At 64.8% G+C, this 17,153-nt stretch carries 16 protein-coding genes; 3 read left to right on the top strand and 13 right to left on the bottom strand.

Annotated features, from left to right (window positions below; translation table 11 throughout):
- Position 1: 1 nt before the first annotated feature.
- From JX25_RS03235 to JX25_RS03200, 8 genes are all read right to left on the bottom strand, one after another.
- Entirely contained in the window at positions 2-220 is a 219-nt protein-coding gene (locus JX25_RS03235; RefSeq protein ID WP_128253661.1) for a DUF5337 family protein, read from the bottom strand.
- Entirely contained in the window at positions 220-1,131 is a 912-nt protein-coding gene (gene nuoE, locus JX25_RS03230; RefSeq protein WP_128253660.1) for an NADH-quinone oxidoreductase subunit NuoE, read from the bottom strand. The genes JX25_RS03235 and nuoE overlap by 1 nt, the downstream gene beginning before the upstream one ends.
- Complete coding sequence (locus JX25_RS03225) at positions 1,131-2,348, bottom strand: NADH-quinone oxidoreductase subunit D (protein ID WP_128253659.1); 1,218 nt, start codon at positions 2,346-2,348, stop codon at positions 1,131-1,133. The genes nuoE and JX25_RS03225 overlap by 1 nt, the downstream gene beginning before the upstream one ends.
- A 4-nt stretch (positions 2,349-2,352) precedes the next feature.
- Positions 2,353-3,186 (bottom strand): sulfotransferase, encoded by an 834-nt coding sequence (locus JX25_RS03220; RefSeq protein WP_128253658.1) that lies wholly within the window; start codon positions 3,184-3,186, stop codon positions 2,353-2,355.
- Positions 3,183-3,785: an NADH-quinone oxidoreductase subunit C gene (locus JX25_RS03215; RefSeq protein ID WP_128253657.1), complete on the bottom strand. Its 603-nt coding sequence runs from the start codon at positions 3,783-3,785 to the stop codon at positions 3,183-3,185. Before JX25_RS03215 ends, JX25_RS03220 begins: the two co-directional genes overlap by 4 nt.
- A 12-nt stretch (positions 3,786-3,797) precedes the next feature.
- Entirely contained in the window at positions 3,798-4,331 is a 534-nt protein-coding gene (locus JX25_RS03210; RefSeq protein WP_128253656.1) for a NuoB/complex I 20 kDa subunit family protein, read from the bottom strand.
- Positions 4,322-4,687 carry an NADH-quinone oxidoreductase subunit A gene (locus JX25_RS03205; protein WP_128253655.1) on the bottom strand — a complete coding sequence of 122 codons (366 nt, stop codon included), beginning with the start codon at positions 4,685-4,687 and terminating at the stop codon, positions 4,322-4,324. Before JX25_RS03205 ends, JX25_RS03210 begins: the two co-directional genes overlap by 10 nt.
- Positions 4,688-4,895: 208 nt before the next feature.
- Positions 4,896-5,558, bottom strand: coding sequence for an HAD hydrolase-like protein (locus JX25_RS03200; protein WP_128253654.1), 663 nt, complete (start codon positions 5,556-5,558; stop codon positions 4,896-4,898).
- Positions 5,559-5,650: 92 nt separating this feature from the next.
- Here JX25_RS03200 and glmU point away from each other — a divergent pair, with 92 nt between their 5' ends.
- From glmU to JX25_RS03185, 3 genes are read left to right on the top strand one after another with little or no spacing between them, the layout of a single operon-like run.
- On the top strand, positions 5,651-6,994 hold the full coding sequence (gene glmU / locus JX25_RS03195; RefSeq protein WP_128253653.1) for a bifunctional UDP-N-acetylglucosamine diphosphorylase/glucosamine-1-phosphate N-acetyltransferase GlmU: 1,344 nt from the start codon (positions 5,651-5,653) through the stop codon (positions 6,992-6,994).
- A gap of 3 nt (positions 6,995-6,997) precedes the next feature.
- Positions 6,998-8,806 carry a glutamine--fructose-6-phosphate transaminase (isomerizing) gene (gene glmS / locus JX25_RS03190; protein WP_128253652.1) on the top strand — a complete coding sequence of 603 codons (1,809 nt, stop codon included), beginning with the start codon at positions 6,998-7,000 and terminating at the stop codon, positions 8,804-8,806.
- Positions 8,803-9,468, top strand: a complete 666-nt coding sequence (locus JX25_RS03185) for a DNA alkylation repair protein (protein WP_128253651.1) — start codon at positions 8,803-8,805, stop codon at positions 9,466-9,468. Before glmS ends, JX25_RS03185 begins: the two co-directional genes overlap by 4 nt.
- Before the next feature lie 31 nt (positions 9,469-9,499).
- Here JX25_RS03185 and lpdA read toward each other — a convergent pair whose 3' ends face one another.
- Genes lpdA through JX25_RS03160 form a run of 5 tightly spaced genes read right to left on the bottom strand, consistent with a single transcriptional unit; the run spans position 9,500 to position 17,124 of the window.
- Positions 9,500-10,891 (bottom strand): dihydrolipoyl dehydrogenase, encoded by a 1,392-nt coding sequence (gene lpdA, locus JX25_RS03180; protein ID WP_128253650.1) that lies wholly within the window; start codon positions 10,889-10,891, stop codon positions 9,500-9,502.
- A gap of 37 nt (positions 10,892-10,928) precedes the next feature.
- On the bottom strand, positions 10,929-11,525 hold the full coding sequence (locus tag JX25_RS03175; RefSeq protein WP_128253649.1) for a DUF924 family protein: 597 nt from the start codon (positions 11,523-11,525) through the stop codon (positions 10,929-10,931).
- A gap of 49 nt (positions 11,526-11,574) precedes the next feature.
- Positions 11,575-12,831: an MFS transporter gene (locus JX25_RS03170; protein ID WP_128253648.1), complete on the bottom strand. Its 1,257-nt coding sequence runs from the start codon at positions 12,829-12,831 to the stop codon at positions 11,575-11,577.
- A gap of 10 nt (positions 12,832-12,841) precedes the next feature.
- On the bottom strand, positions 12,842-13,888 hold the full coding sequence (queA, locus tag JX25_RS03165; protein ID WP_128253647.1) for a tRNA preQ1(34) S-adenosylmethionine ribosyltransferase-isomerase QueA: 1,047 nt from the start codon (positions 13,886-13,888) through the stop codon (positions 12,842-12,844).
- Complete coding sequence (locus JX25_RS03160) at positions 13,885-17,124, bottom strand: YhdP family protein (RefSeq protein WP_241557837.1); 3,240 nt, start codon at positions 17,122-17,124, stop codon at positions 13,885-13,887. The genes queA and JX25_RS03160 overlap by 4 nt, the downstream gene beginning before the upstream one ends.
- Between the last annotated feature and the right edge of the window lie 29 nt (positions 17,125-17,153).

Genomic DNA, 17,153 nt, shown 5'->3' with positions numbered 1-17,153 from the left:
CTCACTCCTTCCGGCGCTTGCGCCAGATGCGGACGGTCAAGACCGCCCCCCAGACGAACCCGGCCAGCGCCAGCACGTCGAATACCAGCAAAAACAGCGGCGACCAGCCATAGGCGCGCCCCGCCCATTGCACCAGCAACCAGGACAGCGCCGTGCCCGCAAAGATCAGGGCCGCGCGCCGCGAGGCCATGTCTTCGGTATGGCGCGATCCTTCGTCCATCACTTCGCCTCATCCTGCGGGCCGTCCTCGTTCACCTGCTGGCCCGGCTCTGCCGTCGCGGTGCCGCCGGGGGCGGTTCCACGATCGGGCATGCGGGCCGCAGATTTCACGGGTGCTTCTTCCGTCGTGATGCCGGTGCTGTCGATCGGGTGATCGTGACCGGGCTCCGGTTCGGGCTGATGCGGCGTTTCGTCAATCTCTGCCTGCGGGTTCCACGGGGTGCGCAGCGGCACTTCCGTTCCGTCGATGCGCTTGATCGTGTCGCCCAGATCCAGCGCCCGCTGGACCGAGAAGTTGAATTCGGCGCGATCTTCCAGCCCTTCGGTCAGCGCGGTCGGGCCGCCCTTCGCCTCGGCACCGAAGCGGCCGTTCTGCGGGCCGGGACGCGGCACTTCGCCGGCGGCAAAGCGACCGATCAGATCGCGCAGGACGTCCGGCGTCAGGTCTTCATAGTTGTCCTTGCCGATCTGTGCCATCGGTGCGTTGGTGCAGGCCCCAAGGCACTCCACCTCTTCCCACGAAAAGCGGCCATCGGCCGAAACCTGGTGCGGGTTCGGCGCGATCAGTTCGCGGCACACGGCAATCAGGTCTTCCGCACCGCAGATCATGCAGGTCGTCGTGCCGCAGATCTGGATATGCGCGACACTGCCCACCGGTGAAAGCTGGAACATGAAATAGAAGGTCGCGACCTCCAGCGCGCGGATGCGCGGCATGTCCAGCAGATCGGCCACGTATTCGATCGCGGCGCGGGTCAGCCAGCCTTCCTGTTCCTGTGCACGGAACAGCAGCGGAATGATCGCCGAGGCCTGACGGCCCTCGGGGTACTTGGTCATCTGACCGCGTGCCCATTTCAGGTTTGCCGGCGTAAAGGCGAAACTTGCGGGCTGGTCATGGTGCAGACGGCGCAGCATCAGCGATCCACCTCTCCGAAAACGATATCCATGGTGGCGATGATGGCGGATACATCGGCAAGCTGGTGCCCGCGCGAGACGTGATCCATCGCCTGAAGATGCGGGAAGCCCGGCGCACGGATCTTGCAGCGGTAGGGCTTGTTCGTCCCGTCGGCCACCAGATACACGCCAAACTCACCCTTGGGGGCCTCCACCGCGCAGTAAACCTCACCCTCGGGTACGTGGAAGCCTTCGGTATAAAGCTTGAAGTGGTGGATTAGCGCCTCCATCGAGCGCTTCATCTCCGCCCGCTTCGGCGGGGTAATCTTGCCGCGCGCCAGCACATCGCCGGGCGTTTCACGCAGCTTCCTGCAGCATTGCTGCATGATCTTCATCGACTCGCGCATCTCGGCCATGCGGCACAGGAAGCGGTCGTAACAGTCGCCCTTGGTGCCGACCGGAATCTGGAAGTCGAATTCGTCATAGCATTCATAGGGCTGCGAACGGCGCAGGTCCCATGCAAGCCCCGAACCGCGCGCCATGACGCCCGACATCGACCAGTCGATCACTTCCTGCTGGCTGATCACGCAGATATCCACGGTCCGCTGCTTGAAGACGCGGTTTTCCACCAGCAGGTCCGACAGCGCATCCAGAAGCGTGGGGAACGTCTCGCACCACGCCTCGATGTCGTCGATCAGCTTCGGCGGAAGATCCTGGTGCACGCCGCCGGGCCGGAAATAGGCCGCATGCAGCCGCGCGCCCGAGGCCCGCTCGTAAAAGCCCATCAGCTCTTCGCGGGCGGTGAAGCCCCAAAGCGGCGGGGTCAGCGCACCCACGTCCATCGCGTTGGTCGTGACGTTCATCAGGTGGTTCAGAAGGCGACCGATCTCGGCGTAAAGAACGCGGATCAGCGATGCGCGGCGCGGAACTTGCGTCCCCGTCAGCTTTTCGATCGCCAGACACCACGCATGTTCCTGATTTATGGGCGCGACATAATCCAGCCGGTCGAAATAGGGCAGGTTCTGAAGGTAGGTGCGGCTTTCCATCAGCTTTTCGGTGCCGCGATGCAGCAGCCCGACATGCGGATCGCAGCGTTCCACGATCTCACCGTCAAGCTCCAGCACAAGGCGCAGCACGCCGTGGGCCGCAGGGTGCTGCGGACCGAAGTTGAGGTTGAAGTTGCGGATCTTCTGTTCCGCCGTCAGGCCGTCGCCCCGAATGTCGTTGCCACCGTCCATGAGCCTACACTCCTGCCATCGCCGCCTGCCACCGTGGGGGAAGATCCCCCATGCGACGGGCCACATAATCGTATTGCGGACGAAGAACCTGCACGGCGCGGGCGCGGTCTTCTTCGTTCAGCGGCATGTCGATCCCGCCATGCACGCGCTTGTCGAACTGCGCGGTGTGCCGGTCGATGCCCAGAAAATCGGTCACCCGGCCAAGACCCCCGGCCGTCATCAGCGTTTCATAGAAGCCGACCAGCAGGCGGCCCGGTGCCACGGCCGCATCCAGCCGGTTCAGGGTGCCGCGATAATCGCTGCGCAGCCATGCCGGCCCCTCGCCCTTCAGGGCACGGGCGAAGGCGTCGCGCAGATGCTGCGTGATGTCCCCGTCACGGCCTGCGGCGCGGCGGGCATCCATGCGCACCTGGCTCCACAGCCGATCGACCGGATCGCGCAGAAGATAAAGGACGCGCACATCCCCCAGCTGCTGGATGCGCGACAGGATGCGCGCGGGGAGCAGGCCATAGGCGGGCGTGATATCGCCCACCACCGGCCGGTCGCCCCGCCCCTTGGTCAGATACCCAAGATATGACCGCAGGCTCAGCCGTCGCAGGCGCAGGATTTCGGCCCAGTCGGCCATGTCGGCCAGCATCCGTTCCGGCGCACGCATTGCAGACTGTTCCAGCGCAAGAAGGCGCCGGTTCCACGTGCCCTGCACGAAGGTGTTGAAGTAATGCAACTCCTTGATGCCGCGCAGATGGCACTGCGGGTGGCGCGACAATTGATCGAACAGCCAGGTCGTCCCGGCTTTCGTCGCTCCCACACCCAGAAGTATCGTCGGTTCGCGCGTCACGTCTTCGCCTTGTCATCACCCGGAAGGATGTAATCGGCCCCTTCCCAAGGGCTCATGAAGTCGAACAGGCGGTATTCCTGCGTCAGCTTCACAGGCTCGTATACGACGCGCTTTTGCGCCTCGTCGTAACGGACTTCGGTATATCCGGTGGTCGGGAAGTCCTTGCGCAGCGGATGGCCGCGGAAGCCGTAATCGGTCAACAGCCGCCGCAGGTCCGGATGCCCCGAGAAGAGGATGCCGAACATGTCGAACACCTCCCGCTCGTACCAGTTGGCCGAGGGGTAGACGGAGGTGAGCGAGGGCATCATCTCCTCCTCGTCGATGGCGACCTTCACGCGGATGCGCTGGTTCTGGTGCATCGACAGGAAATGATAAACCACGTCGAACCGCTTCTCGCGCTGTGGATAATCCACGGCGGTGATGTCAACCAGCGTGCCGAACCGGCAAGCAGGATCGGTCTTCAGAACCTCGGCCAGACGCACGATCCCGTCGGGCGCCGCATGCAGTGTCAATTCGTCATGGGCTGTCGTCCGGTCAAGGACCAGCTTCTGCACGCGGCTTTCGATCATCAGAGCAAGTTCGTCGAGGGCTTCGGTCATCGTGGCTCCTCCTCAGCGCGTCAGGGTGCCGGTCCGGCGGATCTTGCGCTGCAGCTGGAGAATTCCGTAAAGCAGCGCCTCCGCCGTAGGCGGGCAGCCGGGCACGTAAATATCGACTGGCACGATGCGGTCAACGCCGCGCACCACCGAATAGCTGTAGTGATAATAACCGCCGCCATTGGCGCAGCTGCCCATGGAGATGACATACCGCGGCTCGGGCATCTGGTCATAAACCTTGCGCAGCGCGGGCGCCATCTTGTTGGTCAGCGTGCCGGCCACGATCATCAGGTCCGACTGGCGCGGGCTGGCACGCGGCGCGATGCCGAACCGTTCCACGTCATAGCGGGGCATGGAGGTGTGCATCATCTCCACCGCGCAGCAGGCCAGACCGAACGTCATCCAGTGGAGCGAGCCGGTGCGCGCCCAGTTGATCACATCCTCGGTCGAGGTCAGCAGGAAACCCTTGTCCTGCAGCTGCGCATTGAGGGTTTGCGTCGCGACCTCGTTGTCGCCGCCCGCGGTATTGGCCGAAGTGCTCACGCCCATTCCAAGGCCCCCTTCTTCCATTCATAGATGAAGCCGACGAACAGCACCCCAAGGAATGCCATCATCGACCAGAACGCCACCATCGACAAATCCCCGAATGCCACCGCCCAAGGGAACAGGAAGGCGACCTCCAGGTCGAAGATGATGAACAGGATGGAGACTAGGTAGAATCGCACGTCGAACTTCATGCGTGCATCATCGAATGCGTTGAAGCCGCATTCATATGCCGAAACCTTTTCAGGGTCCGGATTGCGAACGGCGATAACAGCCGCGGCAAGGATCAGGACAAGGCCCAATGCCACGGTAATCGCAAGAAACACGACAAGCGGGAAATACTCTCGGAGAAGTCCGTCCACGAGTGGCTCCTTCGGCCTGCGGCCATTTGGCACGCGCGAAAAGTTGCTCCCCCCCGTGTATCCGCGGAAGGTTCAGCGGTCAACCAAGCCATGACCGGAAGATGGTCAACAAAACAAGGGATCGGAAGGGGTGGCTGCCAATATATTTTTGGCCGCGATATACCGCGGCATGCCTAAGTGTCCAATTGCATACCGCAGAGTCGCATCATCAGCCGACAAGCCGCCGCACAACCTCCGGAAGATCGGCGAAACCATGCAGAAGCGCCTCCGGCTCCAGCGCCCGCACGGCGTCACCTTCGGGGCCGAAAGTGACAAGGGCAACAGGGATACCGGCGGCATGGCCGGTCAGACGGTCCGTTTCCGTATCCCCCAGCAGCATGGAGCGCGAGACCGTCCCGCCTGCCCGCCGAACCGCCTCCACATAGGGGGCGGCATCCGGCTTGCGGGTGCTGAGCGTATCCGCCCCGATCATTGACCCGAACATCTGCCGGATGCCCAGCTTGCCCAGCAGCGTTTCGGCCAGCCCCTCGGGCTTGTTGGTGCAGATGGCCGTGGCATAGCCGCTGGCGCGCAACGCCTCCACCGCCTCGGCCGCGCCTGGATAAAGCTTCGTATGCACCGCGATGGCCTGACCGTAATATTCCAGCAGCAGCGGGAATTGCGTATCGACATCGGCCTCGGTCCAGTCGATGCCCACCCGCTCGAACCCCAGGCGCAGCATGGCCCGACCACCCCGGAATGCCGTTGCCGCATCATTTGCGTCAAGCCGGTCGCCGTGGCCCAGCGCCCTGAAGCATTCATTGGCCGAGGCGATCAGGTCCGCCGAAGTGTCCGCAAGCGTTCCGTCCAGATCGAAAACCACAGTCCGCATTGAAACCTCCCGAAAGACAGTGTGACCGCCCGCCCCTTGCGGTGGGCCCGCCAAGGGGTAAAACCTGCCGCATACAAAGACCAGAGGACAACATGGCCGGCACATCGCTCATCATCCTTGCGGCGGGGCTTGGCTCGCGCATGAACTCGGACCTGCCGAAGGTGCTGCACCCGCTGGGTGGTGCGCCGCTGCTTCACCACGCCATGCAGGCGGGGCGGATGCTGGATCCGGTTCGCACCATCATCGTGACCGGCCATGGGGCCGATCAGGTGGAAAAAGCCGCCCGCACCTTCGACCCGGAGGTGGAGACCGTTCTGCAGGAAGAACAGCTTGGCACGGGCCACGCTGTCCGGCAGGCCGCGCCGCTTCTTCAAGGGCAGAAGGGCGATGCCGTCGTGCTGTACGGCGACACCCCGTTCATCCGTCACGAAACGCTGGAAGCGATGCAGGCTGCCCGGTCCCGCCACGCCGTCGTCGTCCTCGGGTTCGAACATGCAGGCGCGGGCCGCTATGGCCGCCTTGTCACGCAGGGCGAGACGCTGGAACGGATCGTGGAGTACAAGGACGCCTCGGAGGCCGAGCGGGCGATCACCCTGTGCAATTCCGGTGTCATCTGCGCCGAGGCTTCGGTCCTTCTGGACCTGGTGGCCGCCATCGGCAACGAAAACGCCTCGGGCGAATTCTACCTGACGGATGTGGTGGAGATCGCCCGCCAGCGGGGCCTGTCCGCCGGTGTCGTGACCTGCGACGAAGCCGAAACGCTGGGCATCAACACGCGGGCCGAGCTTGCAGCCGCCGAGGCCGCCTTCCAGACCCGCGCCCGCGCCGAAGCGATGGAGAATGGCGTGACGCTGACGGCGCCGGAAACCGTCTTCTTCGCGCTTGACACCGTGGTGGGGCGCGATGCGCTGATCGGGCCGAACGTGGTGTTCGGGCCGGGCGTGACCATCGAAAGCGGGGCGGAGATCCGGGCTTTCACGCATCTGGAAGGGTGCCACATTTCGCGCGGAGCCACGGTTGGCCCCTTTGCCCGCCTGCGCCCCGGCGCCGAACTGGCCGAGGATGTTCACGTTGGCAACTTCGTGGAAATCAAGAACTCGGTGCTGGATGAAGGCGTGAAGGTCGGCCACCTGACATATCTGGGCGACGCCCATGTGGGTGAGAAGACCAACATCGGCGCCGGCACCATCACCTGCAACTATGACGGCGTGAACAAGCACCGGACCGAGATCGGTCCCCGGTCCTTCATCGGATCCAACACCATGCTGGTGGCCCCCGTGACTGTGGGCCGAGACGCCATGACCGGATCGGGCAGTGTCATCACCGAGGATGTACCCGCCGAAGCGCTGGCCATCGGCCGCGCCCGTCAGGTCACCAAGCCCGGCATGGCCGTCCGCCTGATGGACCTGTTCCTGTCCAAGAAGAAGGAAGCCTGACACATGTGCGGAATCATTGGGATTCTTGGCAAGAACGAGGTCGCGCCCCAACTGGTGGAGGCGCTGCGCCGGCTGGAATATCGCGGCTATGACTCTGCCGGGATCGCCACGGTGGATGGCACCACGCTGGACCGCCGCCGCGCGGTGGGCAAGCTGGTGAACCTGTCGGACGTGCTGGTGCATGATCCGCTGCGCGGCAAGATCGGCATCGGCCATACCCGCTGGGCCACGCATGGCGCGGCAACCACGCTGAACGCCCACCCGCATCGCGCGGGCCGCGTGGCGGTGGTCCATAACGGCATCATCGAGAACTTCCGCGAACTGCGCGAAGAGCTTGCCGCCGACGGTTACGCCCCCGAAAGCCAGACCGATACCGAGGTCGTGGCCCTGCTGGCCGCCCGCGCGATGGATCGCGGCGCCTCGCCCCGCGACGCGGCCTTTTCCACCATCGACCGGCTGGAAGGTGCCTTCGCGCTGGCCTTCCTGTTCGACGGCGAGGGCGACATGATGATCGGAGCTCGCAAGGGCTCCCCCCTTGCCGTCGGGCATGGCGAGGGCGAGATGTTCCTTGGATCGGACGCGATCGCGCTGGCCCCCTTCACCAACCGCATCACCTATCTGGAAGAAGGCGACCGCGTCATCCTGACCCGCGAGGGGGCAGAGATAACCGATGCCTCGGGCCGCCGCGCCAACCGCTCTCTTGCCCGCATCGACGTGGGGGCAACGCAGATCGACAAGGGCGGCTTCCGGCACTTCATGGCGAAGGAGATTGCCGAACAGCCCGCCGTTCTGGCCGATGCGCTGGCCCGCTATGTTCCCGGCGGAAAGCTGGACATGCCGCTGGACTTTTCGGGGGTGGAGCGGCTGACCCTGGTTGCCTGCGGCACCGCCCACTACGCCTGCCATGTTGCGAAATACTGGTTCGAACAGATCGCCCGCCTGCCGGTGGAAATCGATATCGCCTCGGAATTCCGGTACCGAGATCCGGTGCTGACGGACCGGCAATGGGCGATCTTCGTCAGCCAGTCGGGCGAAACTGCCGATACGCTGGCCGCGCTGCGCCATGCCGCCGAAAAGGTGGGCAAGACGGTTGCGGTGGTGAACGTGCCCACCTCCTCCATCGCGCGGGAGGTGGATGTGGCGCTGCCCATCCTTGCGGGGGTGGAAGTGGGCGTTGCGTCCACCAAGGCGTTTTCATGCCAGCTTCTGGTGCTGCTGATGATGGCGCTGAAGGCGGCCCATGATCGGGGCATAATGAACGATGCGGCACTTCAGGCGCATCTGGACGATCTGCGTGCCCTGCCCGGCCTGATGAACCAGGCGATGACCACGGCCGATCCCATCCGCGGCCTGGCCGATGACCTGGCCGAGGCGCAGGACATCCTGTTCCTCGGTCGCGGCCCCATCTATCCGCTGGCGCTGGAAGGCGCCCTGAAGCTGAAGGAGCTTAGCTACATCCACGCCGAAGGCTATGCTTCGGGCGAGTTGAAGCACGGACCCATCGCACTGATCGACGCGCATGTGCCCGTGATCGTGCTGGCTCCGCGCGATGCGCTGTTCGACAAGACCGTGTCGAACATGCAGGAGGTGATGGCCCGCCATGGCCGCGTGCTGCTGATTTCCGACGAAACCGGCCTGCGCGAGGCGGGACAGGATTGCTGGCGTACGATCCGTATGCCAGAGGTGCCGTCCATCCTTGCGCCGCTGCTTTATGCCGTTCCGGCACAGCTTCTGGCCTATCACACAGCCGTTGCGAAAGGCACCGATGTCGATCAGCCGCGCAACCTTGCCAAATCGGTGACCGTCGAATGACAGCCCTCAATTCCCTGCGCGAGGCCGGGGATCCCGCCCTTGCCGCCGAAGCCGCCGCCCGCCATCAGGCGGAACGCGAATATCTTGGCACCCCCCTTGCCGCGATCGACGCGCTTGTGGCCGAATGGCGGGCCGAACTTTCCGTCGAGGAGCGGGTGGCGCTTGCTTCCTCGCTTTGGCGGTCGGACGTGCACGAGGCGCGGATCGCTGCGGCCCGTCTGCTGCTTCAGGCCCGGATGCGCCCGGACGAGGCGGCGTGGCGGCTGGTTCAGGACTGGGTGGCCGAGCTTGATGCTTGGGCCATTGCCGATGCCGTCGGCAAGGCCGCCGAAAAGCGCGTGATGGCCGATCTGGCCCGCGTGGACGAGGTTGCGGCATGGCTGGAAAGCGAAAATCCCTGGGCGCGCCGGACGGCCTTGCTGGCGACCGCGCCGCTGGCAAAGAAGAACCACCTGAAAGAGGCGGAGCTGGCCGCGCGCGAACAGGTGCTGGACTGGATCGTGGATCTGCTGTCCGACCGCGACTGGCATATCCAGAAGGCCATTGCCGCATGGCTGCGTGATCTGGCAAAGCATGATGCGCCCCGCACCCGCGCTTTCATGGCCGAACACAGCGAGGCGATGCGCGGCTTCACCCGCAAGGATGTGGCCGCACGCCTGTAAAAAAGGCGCCCTGCGGGGCGCCTTTTCCGTTTCAGAAGTGCAATGCGCGACCATAGGCGTCCAGCACGGATTCGTGCATCATCTCGGACAGGGTCGGGTGCGGGAAGACGGTGTTCATCAGGTCTTCCTCCGTCGTTTCAAGCGTGCGGCCGATGACATAGCCCTGGATCAGCTCCGTCACTTCGGCCCCGATCATGTGGGCACCCAGAAGCTCCCCCGTCTTGGCATCGAACACGGTCTTCACAAAGCCCTCGGCCTCGCCGAGGGCAATGGCCTTGCCGTTGCCGATGAACGGGAAGCGGCCGACCTTCACCTCGAACCCGGCCTCTTTGGCGCGCGCCTCGGTCATCCCGACCGACGCGACCTGCGGATAGCAGTAGGTGCAGCCGGCAATCGTGCCCGGCTTGATCGGGTGGGCGTGCTGGCCCGCGATCAGTTCGGCCACCATCACGCCTTCATGGCTGGCCTTGTGCGCCAGCCACGGCGCGCCCGCGATATCGCCGATGGCATAAACGCCATCCACGCCGGTGCGGCAGTATTCATCCACCAGCACATGCGTCCGGTCGATCTTCACGCCCAGTTCTTCCAGCCCCAGCCCTTCGGTGTTCCCGACGATCCCGACAGCCGAAATGACGGTATCAAACTCTTGCGTCGTGACCTTGCCATCCGCTTCCAGATGCGCCGTGACCTTGCCGTTCGCCTTGTCCAGCTTCTTCACCGTCGTCTTTTCAAGGATCTTCATCCCCTGCTTTTCGAACTGCTTCTTGGCGAAGGCCGAGATTTCGGCATCTTCCACCGGCAGCACGCGGTCCATCACCTCCACCACGGTGGTGTCGGCGCCAAGCGTGTTGAAGAAGGATGCAAATTCGATCCCGATGGCGCCCGAGCCGATGACCAGAAGCTTCTTCGGCATCCGCTTGGGCTGCAGCGCGTGACGATAGGTCCAGACCAGATCGCCATCGGCTTCCAGCCCCGGAAGGGTGCGGGCACGCGCGCCGGTGGCCACCACGATGGATTTGGCTGTCAGCTCCTGCGTGCCCTTGTCGGACTTGACGCTGACCTTGCCTTTGGCGGGAATCGTCGCCTCGCCCATCACGACGGTGATCTTGTTCTTTTTCATCAGGTGGCCGATGCCCGAGGAAAGCTGCTTTGCCACCCCGCGCGACCGTTTCACCACCGCATCCAGATCGTAACCGATGCTGTCGGCCTTCAGGCCGAATTCCTTGGCGCGGTGCATCAGGTGCAGCACCTCGGCCGAGCGCAACAGCGCCTTTGTGGGAATGCAGCCCCAGTTCAGGCAGATGCCGCCCAGATTCTCACGCTCGATGATCGCGACCTTCAGGCCAAGCTGCGCGCCACGAATGGCAGCGACATAGCCCCCCGGTCCGGCCCCGATGACGATCATGTCGAAGTTGTCGGCCATCTGCCCCTCCGCTGAAAACTGGTTTAACATTAAACCATCATTCGATCACGCGCAACGCGGGCCCTTCACGGAAGCGTTCAACAAAGCCGGCATAGGCACCTTGATCCATAAACTCCTGCTCTTCCGGGGTGTTTTCCCGGCCAAGGGCGGCGTTTCGGAAGGGAAAGCGGCCAAAGCGAAGGATTATCGCCTCGTGCGCCTGTGCGTGAAGCAGATTTTCTGCCCCGGTTTCGGGCATCCGTTCGCGGAACAGGTTTACGGAAAGGGCCTGATCGTCGTGATATTCGGAATGTTCGAACGGAAGATAGAAGAACTGGCGTGCAGGTTCCGGCGCACCCATGTCCCAGCCATGTTCCAGCGCCCGGCGGGCCGCCACGCGCGCCTGCCCGTCAGTGGCGAAGGCCCGTGCCTTTCCCCGCCAAAGGTGGCGCGAGAACTGATCGCAGACGATCAGGTAAGCCAGCGTGCCGACAGTACCATCCGCCCAGTGTTCAAGCCCGCCCTGAAGCGCCGCTTCCCAAAGATCGCAGAACCGTTCGCGGATCTCGGCATCCAGCTCGGGGTCTGCGTTGTACCAATCCTCGGGCGAAACCTCGTTCAGCCAGAATTCCAGCACACTTTGCGGATCATCCATATCGCTCCTCCTCCGGGGCAGCCTGACAGAGCTGCCCCTGCATGACAACCTATCGCGGTTCGGTCGTGGCGGCAGTGTCCTGCCCCGCTTCTTCCATCAGGCTGCCAACGGCGATCGGTGCGGCCATCGGGGCCATCATGGCGAAGGCGCCGGTTTCGTCGGGGTTCGGCGCGTTGCGCTGCGTCATCCGGTAAACCGCATAGCCTGCAATCAGGACCATCAGCACAAGAATGAACACGAAGAACCCTTCGGGTCCGATGACGTTCATCAGCCATCCTGTGATGAGCGGCCCCGTCATTGCCCCGAGGCCGTTCATGAACAGCAGGCCCGCACTTGCCCCCGCCATCTGTTCTTTTTCCAGGAAGTCGTTGGTGTGGGCGATCAGCAGCGCATAAAGCGGGTTCGACACGCCGCCCAGCACCACGGCGGCCGGAACCATCGCCCACATGGCGATGGGCAGGAAGATCGTAACCAGCATTGCCACCGCCCCCGCGATGGCGGACCCACAGATCACCATCCGGCGATCCATCCGGTCCGAAAGCCAGCCGATGGGATACTGGAACACCAGCCCCCCCACATACATCGCCGCGATGAAGATGGAGATCTGCGCCACGTTCAACCCCGCAACCGTTCCCCAGACAGACGCCATCCCGAACATGGACGAAAAGATCCCGCCCGACAGGAACATCCCCACCACGCCAAGGGGCGAAGCCTCGTAAAGGCTGCGGAAGGACAAACGCTCGGTCGTTTCGAAGACGGGGGCCTGCTTCACCGTCAGCAGGATCGGCAGGAACGAAAGCGAGATCAGCACCGAGGGCAGCACGAACAGCGCAAAGCCCGCCGGATCGCCGATGTTCAGCAGCGCCTGCGAGGTGATGATCCCCAGCATCTGCACGATCATGTAAAGCGACAGTGCCTGTCCGCGCGTCTCGTTCGTGGAGGTGTTGTTGAGCCAGCTTTCAGCGGCGATGTAGACGCCCGAAAAGCCGAATCCGATCGCCACCCGCATCAACGACCAGAGGATCCAGTCCGGCAGAACCGGGAAGCAGACAAGGATCGCCGAAATGATCGAACCCAACGCCGCAAAGACACGCACATGGCCCACCTTCTGGATCAGGTCGGGCACCGTGCGCGACCCCACGAGGAAGCCGACGTAATAGCACGACATCACGGCAGACATCTGAAGGGTGGAAAACCCCTCGATCCCGCCCCGGATCCCCAGAAGGGTGCTTTGCATGCCGTTGCCGACAAGCAGAAGCATGACACCGACCAGCAGCGGCCAGGTGGAGTTCAGGACGGACAGCATCGACAGAACCTCAGTCGCGAGAAGGGATCAGCAGGGACGCATCCCCGTAGGAGAAGAAACGATAGTTTTCCGCAACCGCATGACCATAGATGCGGCGAACCGTTTCTTCGCCCATCAGCGCCGAAACAAGCATCAGAAGCGTCGACTTGGGCAGGTGGAAGTTCGTCATCAGCGCATCCGTCACCTGAAAGTGATAACCGGGATAGATGAAGATGTCCGTCTCGCCCCGCCACGGCATCAGCCGGCCTTCGCTGGCGGCACTTTCGATCAGGCGCAGGGCGGTGGTGCCGACGGGGATGACGCGGCCGCCGGCAGCGCGGGTGGCATTCACCTCGTCCGCAGCCTGCTGTGTCACCTCGCCCCATTCGGCGTGCATCTTGTGGGTCGTCACATCTTCCACCTTCACGGGCAGGAAGGTTCCCGCGCCGACATGAAGGGTGACCTCGGTGAACTCCACCCCTTTGTCGCGCAGGGCGGCCAGCAGGGCATCGTCGAAATGCAGGCTGGCGGTGGGGGCGGCAACCGCGCCGGAATGGCGGGCAAAGACGGTCTGGTAGTCCTGTTCGTCCTGCGCGTCGGGTGCGCGCTTGGCCGCGATATAGGGCGGCAGCGGCATCGCCCCCGCTTCGGCCAGCGCCGCGTCGAAATCATCGGTTTCAAAGGCCAGCACGACGTCGGTTTCGGTCTTGGCGGCAACGGTGGCCGAAAGCCGGTTGGAAAAGCGGATCACCTCCCCTTCGGCCAGCTTGCGCAGCGGCTTGGCGAAGGCGCGCCAGCCTTCGGCTGCAGGTTCCAGCAGCGTCACCTCGATCCGGGCCTCCACCTCTCCCTGCCCCGTCAGGCGGCGGCGGGTGCCGGTCAGGCGGGCGGGAATGACCTTGGTGTTGTTCAGCACCAGCCGGTCGCCCTTGCGGAAGATGTCCACCAGATCGCGCACGTGCAGATCGCGGATCGCATCCCCTTCTGCCAGCAGCAGGCGGGCAGAGGTGCGCGGCCGCGCAGGGCGCGTGGCGATCAGGGTTTCGGGCAGGTGGAAGTCGAAATCGGAAAGTTTCATTGTGCAAGCCTTGGTGCAGGGCCCTGAAGGGCATCACGCAGCGGTCCGGGCGTCACCAGCGACAACGGGTTCACGCTGATCTGCGGCGCTTCGGGCGTGCCGCGCAGGCGCCAGGTCATGCCGAACAGCCCCTTGCCATCGGTCGAGCCTGCACCGTTGAGGAAATAGATGGGTGTGACGACGCCCTGCATGAAGAACCGCGTGTCGGTCATCCGGTATACTCCTGCCGCGGAAACGCCCAGCGAGGGGCCGGTTGCCGCGCCCCTCGTGACCTCGATCGCGCCGGGGGTCAAGCGGAAGGCCGCATGGGCGCTTTCGAAAAGAATGCCTCCGTTGGCAAGCTGGTCTGCCAGCCCCACGACCGACAGCGCATTGACCAGCCCCGCAGCCGCAGGAAGGTCCATCACCCGCAGCCCCGAGGCGACGGCAATTCCGTCATACTCCCCCTTGGCGGGGCGCGGCACCAGTTGCAGATCCAGTGACCCGCCCTGCACCTTGCCGAAGATGCCCGCATCGCGCAGCGCCCCGCCTGCATCCTGCGAAACCAGCCGCACCGAGGTTCCGTGCCGCGCCGGATCAAGCCGCCCCGCCAGCGCCGCACCGCCATTGACGCGGCCCTTGAAATCGCCCCTGAACCCGCCGGCCGTGGTGAACCGGCCCTGCATATCCGTCAGCGCCAGCGCATCCGTCACCCGAACTTCGTCCAGCTGCGCGTCGATGGGGGTATCATCGCCGCCGCGGCCCGCGCCGCCGCCGCCAAGGTTCAGCCGGCGCAGATCCACGCGGCCGCCATTCACGCGCACGGCCGGGGCCTGGCCCGGCCCGCGCGCCGTCAGCGTCACGGGCGCATCCAGCCAGCCGTTCAGGCGCACGCGCGACAGGCGCGCCGCCTCCAGCCCGCCATCGCGCAGGTCGACAGAGCCCGCTGCGTCCAGCCCGCCCCCTTTAAGCGCCAGCCGCCTGACCTGCGGAACGGGACCAAGGGTGGCGTGCACCTCCAGCCGGCCGGCCTCAGATGCAGGCTTGGTCCAGCCGATTGCTTCCAGCCGGCCCCGCATCCCCACAAGGTTCGAGGTCAGGTGCAGGTCTGGCGGCGCATCCTTGGGCAAATCGACGCGGAAACGGCCCGGAGCCTGCCCGGCGATCAGCCCGTCCGGCAGGCCGATGCGGAATTCCTCCAACGCCGCCTGTGACAGCATCGCCTCCCCCTCAACCGAGGGGGCGGCGCCACCAGCCAGCGGCAACCGGTAGGTCGCAGTGAAGGGCAGCCGACCCAACGTGCCGCTGCCGGACACCGCCAGCCCCTCGGGCACCGCAGTGAGATCAAGTATCGGCGCAGTAAGCTGCCGCCCTTCCACCAGCGTGTCAGAGCTGAAATCGGTGATCTTGCCCCGCACATCGAAGCCCACCGCGTCCGCCTTCAGGTCATCGACCAGCGGAACATCCAGAAGTGCCGTCACCCGTGCATGGCCTGTCCCGATATCGGGGCTGCGCCCAGCGCGCGACAAGAAGCGGAAAGGCGGCTGGTCCAGCAGGGAAAGGGCCGCCGTTACGCTGCTGTCGGTTTCCAGCGCGATCTTCACATGGATGGGGGTGTCGCGCAGATCGGGCACCACGAGCGACGATCCGTCCGCCGTCACCGGTCCACCTTCGGGCGGCGTCACCTGCCCGCGGTGCAGCTTCATCGCGTAACGGTCTTCATGGATGGAGGCATATCCCTCCCCCTTCTCGATCGGGGGAAGGGTTCGCAGGAAGCGCACATCCCCGCCCTGAAACGCATAGCTGAGCGAGACGCGAGGCGTTTGCCCCGGCGCGATGCGGATGGCGGCGCGCACGCGGCGCAGATCCCCCTCCAGCACGTTGTCATCCAGCCATTCGCGCGTGCGGGGCACAAGGTCCACCGGCCAAAGCGCCAGAAGCTGGTCGCGGCGGATGCGGTTCAGGCTGGGATCGAAGGACAGGTGCCAGCCGTCCGGCTCGGCGCTGACGCGGCCGTGACCGCGCAGCACGCGGTCCCCCTCGACCAGAGCGACCTGCCCCAGTTCCATCGTGAACGGATCCAGCCGCAGCCGCGCATCCAGCGTGCCCGAGGTAAAGCGGACAGGTTCGGTGAACAGCCCCTCGGGATCGACCGACAGATCGCGAAAGCGCAGCTGCGTCAGGATCGTGTCCGGCAGCCCGTCCTGAAGATCGCGCAGATAGGCGTGGCCATCCGCAGAAATGCGCAGCGTGGGGCCCGTCACCTCAAGATCGGAAAGGGAAACCTTGTTGGCAGCCGGATCGAAGCTGAGGCCCATGCTGGCCGCATCGAAGGTGACAGGCTGCATATCCTCGCGCGGCAAAAGCGCGCCCTGCCCCAGATCAAGCGTTGCCGAAAGCTGCGACAATGAGCCGGACCCGTCCACCGCCGCCGAAAGAGAGCCCGAGACATCGGCATCGAGAACGGCCAGCGCGGCCAGCGGGGCGGCCTGCGCCGCAATGTCCCGCGCAGGGATGGAGGCGATCTGCGCCTCCATCCGGGTGGTGCCTTGGTCAAGATCGATGTGGAACGTCATGCCAAGCTGGCCGGCATCGCTGCCCTCCACCCGCGCGGAAAGCTCTGCCTCCAGCTCGCCCGCAGGGCGGCGCAGCGTCAGATCCCCTTGGTTCAGCGTCCATGTGCGGCCCGCGCGGGCATCCTCGATCAAGGCCGTTACATCGGCCACGTGGATGTAACGCAGGGTGGAGGCGAGCGGGACCGTCAGCGCGCGGCGGATCTCCTCGATCGCCTCGGGATAGGACTGGATGGGCGTATCATCCGCCTTGACACCCAGCGCCAGATCAAAGCTGCCATCAGCGCGGCGCTGCACGTTGATGCGCGCCCCTTCCAGCACGACCGCCAAGGGCTGCACGGGTTCGGACACCGAAGGCAAACGGAAGGTCAGGCGTGCGGCGGGCAGCTCCAGCACGGGATGCCCGTCGCGATCGGCAAGTCGGATGTCGGTGATGTGGATGCGCGGGCGGAAGCGCCGGTCCAGCGCGATGGAAACGCCGCCCACCGTGGCCTGCGCGCCCACCGTTCCGGCGCGGCGAAGCGCGAAGTTCATCTGGGCCTGGGCCAGATCCAGCACAGGGCGCGGCAAGGGCAGGCTTTGGCCCGACATGGCCAGAACGATCGCCAGCAGCAGCGGCAGGCCGACCAGCATACCGGCAAGCCAAAGCGCGATGCGCCGCCATCTGACCGTTCTGCCCGCCACCTGAATCCCTTCATCCGTCCTGTTGCGCT

The sequence above is a fragment of the Falsirhodobacter deserti genome (assembly GCF_004015795.1).
Lineage (GTDB): Bacteria > Pseudomonadota > Alphaproteobacteria > Rhodobacterales > Rhodobacteraceae > Falsirhodobacter > Falsirhodobacter deserti.
This window is presented reverse-complemented; position numbering and strand designations above follow the sequence as displayed.

Coding starts and splice junctions, on each gene's coding strand:
- glmS (WP_128253652.1), top strand. CDS start 6,998: ATGTGCGGAATCATTGGGATTCTTGGCAAGAACGAGGTCGCGCCCCAA.
- queA (WP_128253647.1), bottom strand. CDS start 13,888: ATGAAACTTTCCGATTTCGACTTCCACCTGCCCGAAACCCTGATCGCC.
- JX25_RS03225 (WP_128253659.1), bottom strand. CDS start 2,348: ATGGACGGTGGCAACGACATTCGGGGCGACGGCCTGACGGCGGAACAG.
- nuoE (WP_128253660.1), bottom strand. CDS start 1,131: ATGCTGCGCCGTCTGCACCATGACCAGCCCGCAAGTTTCGCCTTTACG.
- JX25_RS03235 (WP_128253661.1), bottom strand. CDS start 220: ATGGACGAAGGATCGCGCCATACCGAAGACATGGCCTCGCGGCGCGCG.
- glmU (WP_128253653.1), top strand. CDS start 5,651: ATGGCCGGCACATCGCTCATCATCCTTGCGGCGGGGCTTGGCTCGCGC.
- JX25_RS03215 (WP_128253657.1), bottom strand. CDS start 3,785: ATGACCGAAGCCCTCGACGAACTTGCTCTGATGATCGAAAGCCGCGTG.
- JX25_RS03175 (WP_128253649.1), bottom strand. CDS start 11,525: ATGGATGATCCGCAAAGTGTGCTGGAATTCTGGCTGAACGAGGTTTCG.
- JX25_RS03200 (WP_128253654.1), bottom strand. CDS start 5,558: ATGCGGACTGTGGTTTTCGATCTGGACGGAACGCTTGCGGACACTTCG.
- JX25_RS03210 (WP_128253656.1), bottom strand. CDS start 4,331: ATGGGCGTGAGCACTTCGGCCAATACCGCGGGCGGCGACAACGAGGTC.
- lpdA (WP_128253650.1), bottom strand. CDS start 10,891: ATGGCCGACAACTTCGACATGATCGTCATCGGGGCCGGACCGGGGGGC.
- JX25_RS03185 (WP_128253651.1), top strand. CDS start 8,803: ATGACAGCCCTCAATTCCCTGCGCGAGGCCGGGGATCCCGCCCTTGCC.
- JX25_RS03170 (WP_128253648.1), bottom strand. CDS start 12,831: ATGCTGTCCGTCCTGAACTCCACCTGGCCGCTGCTGGTCGGTGTCATG.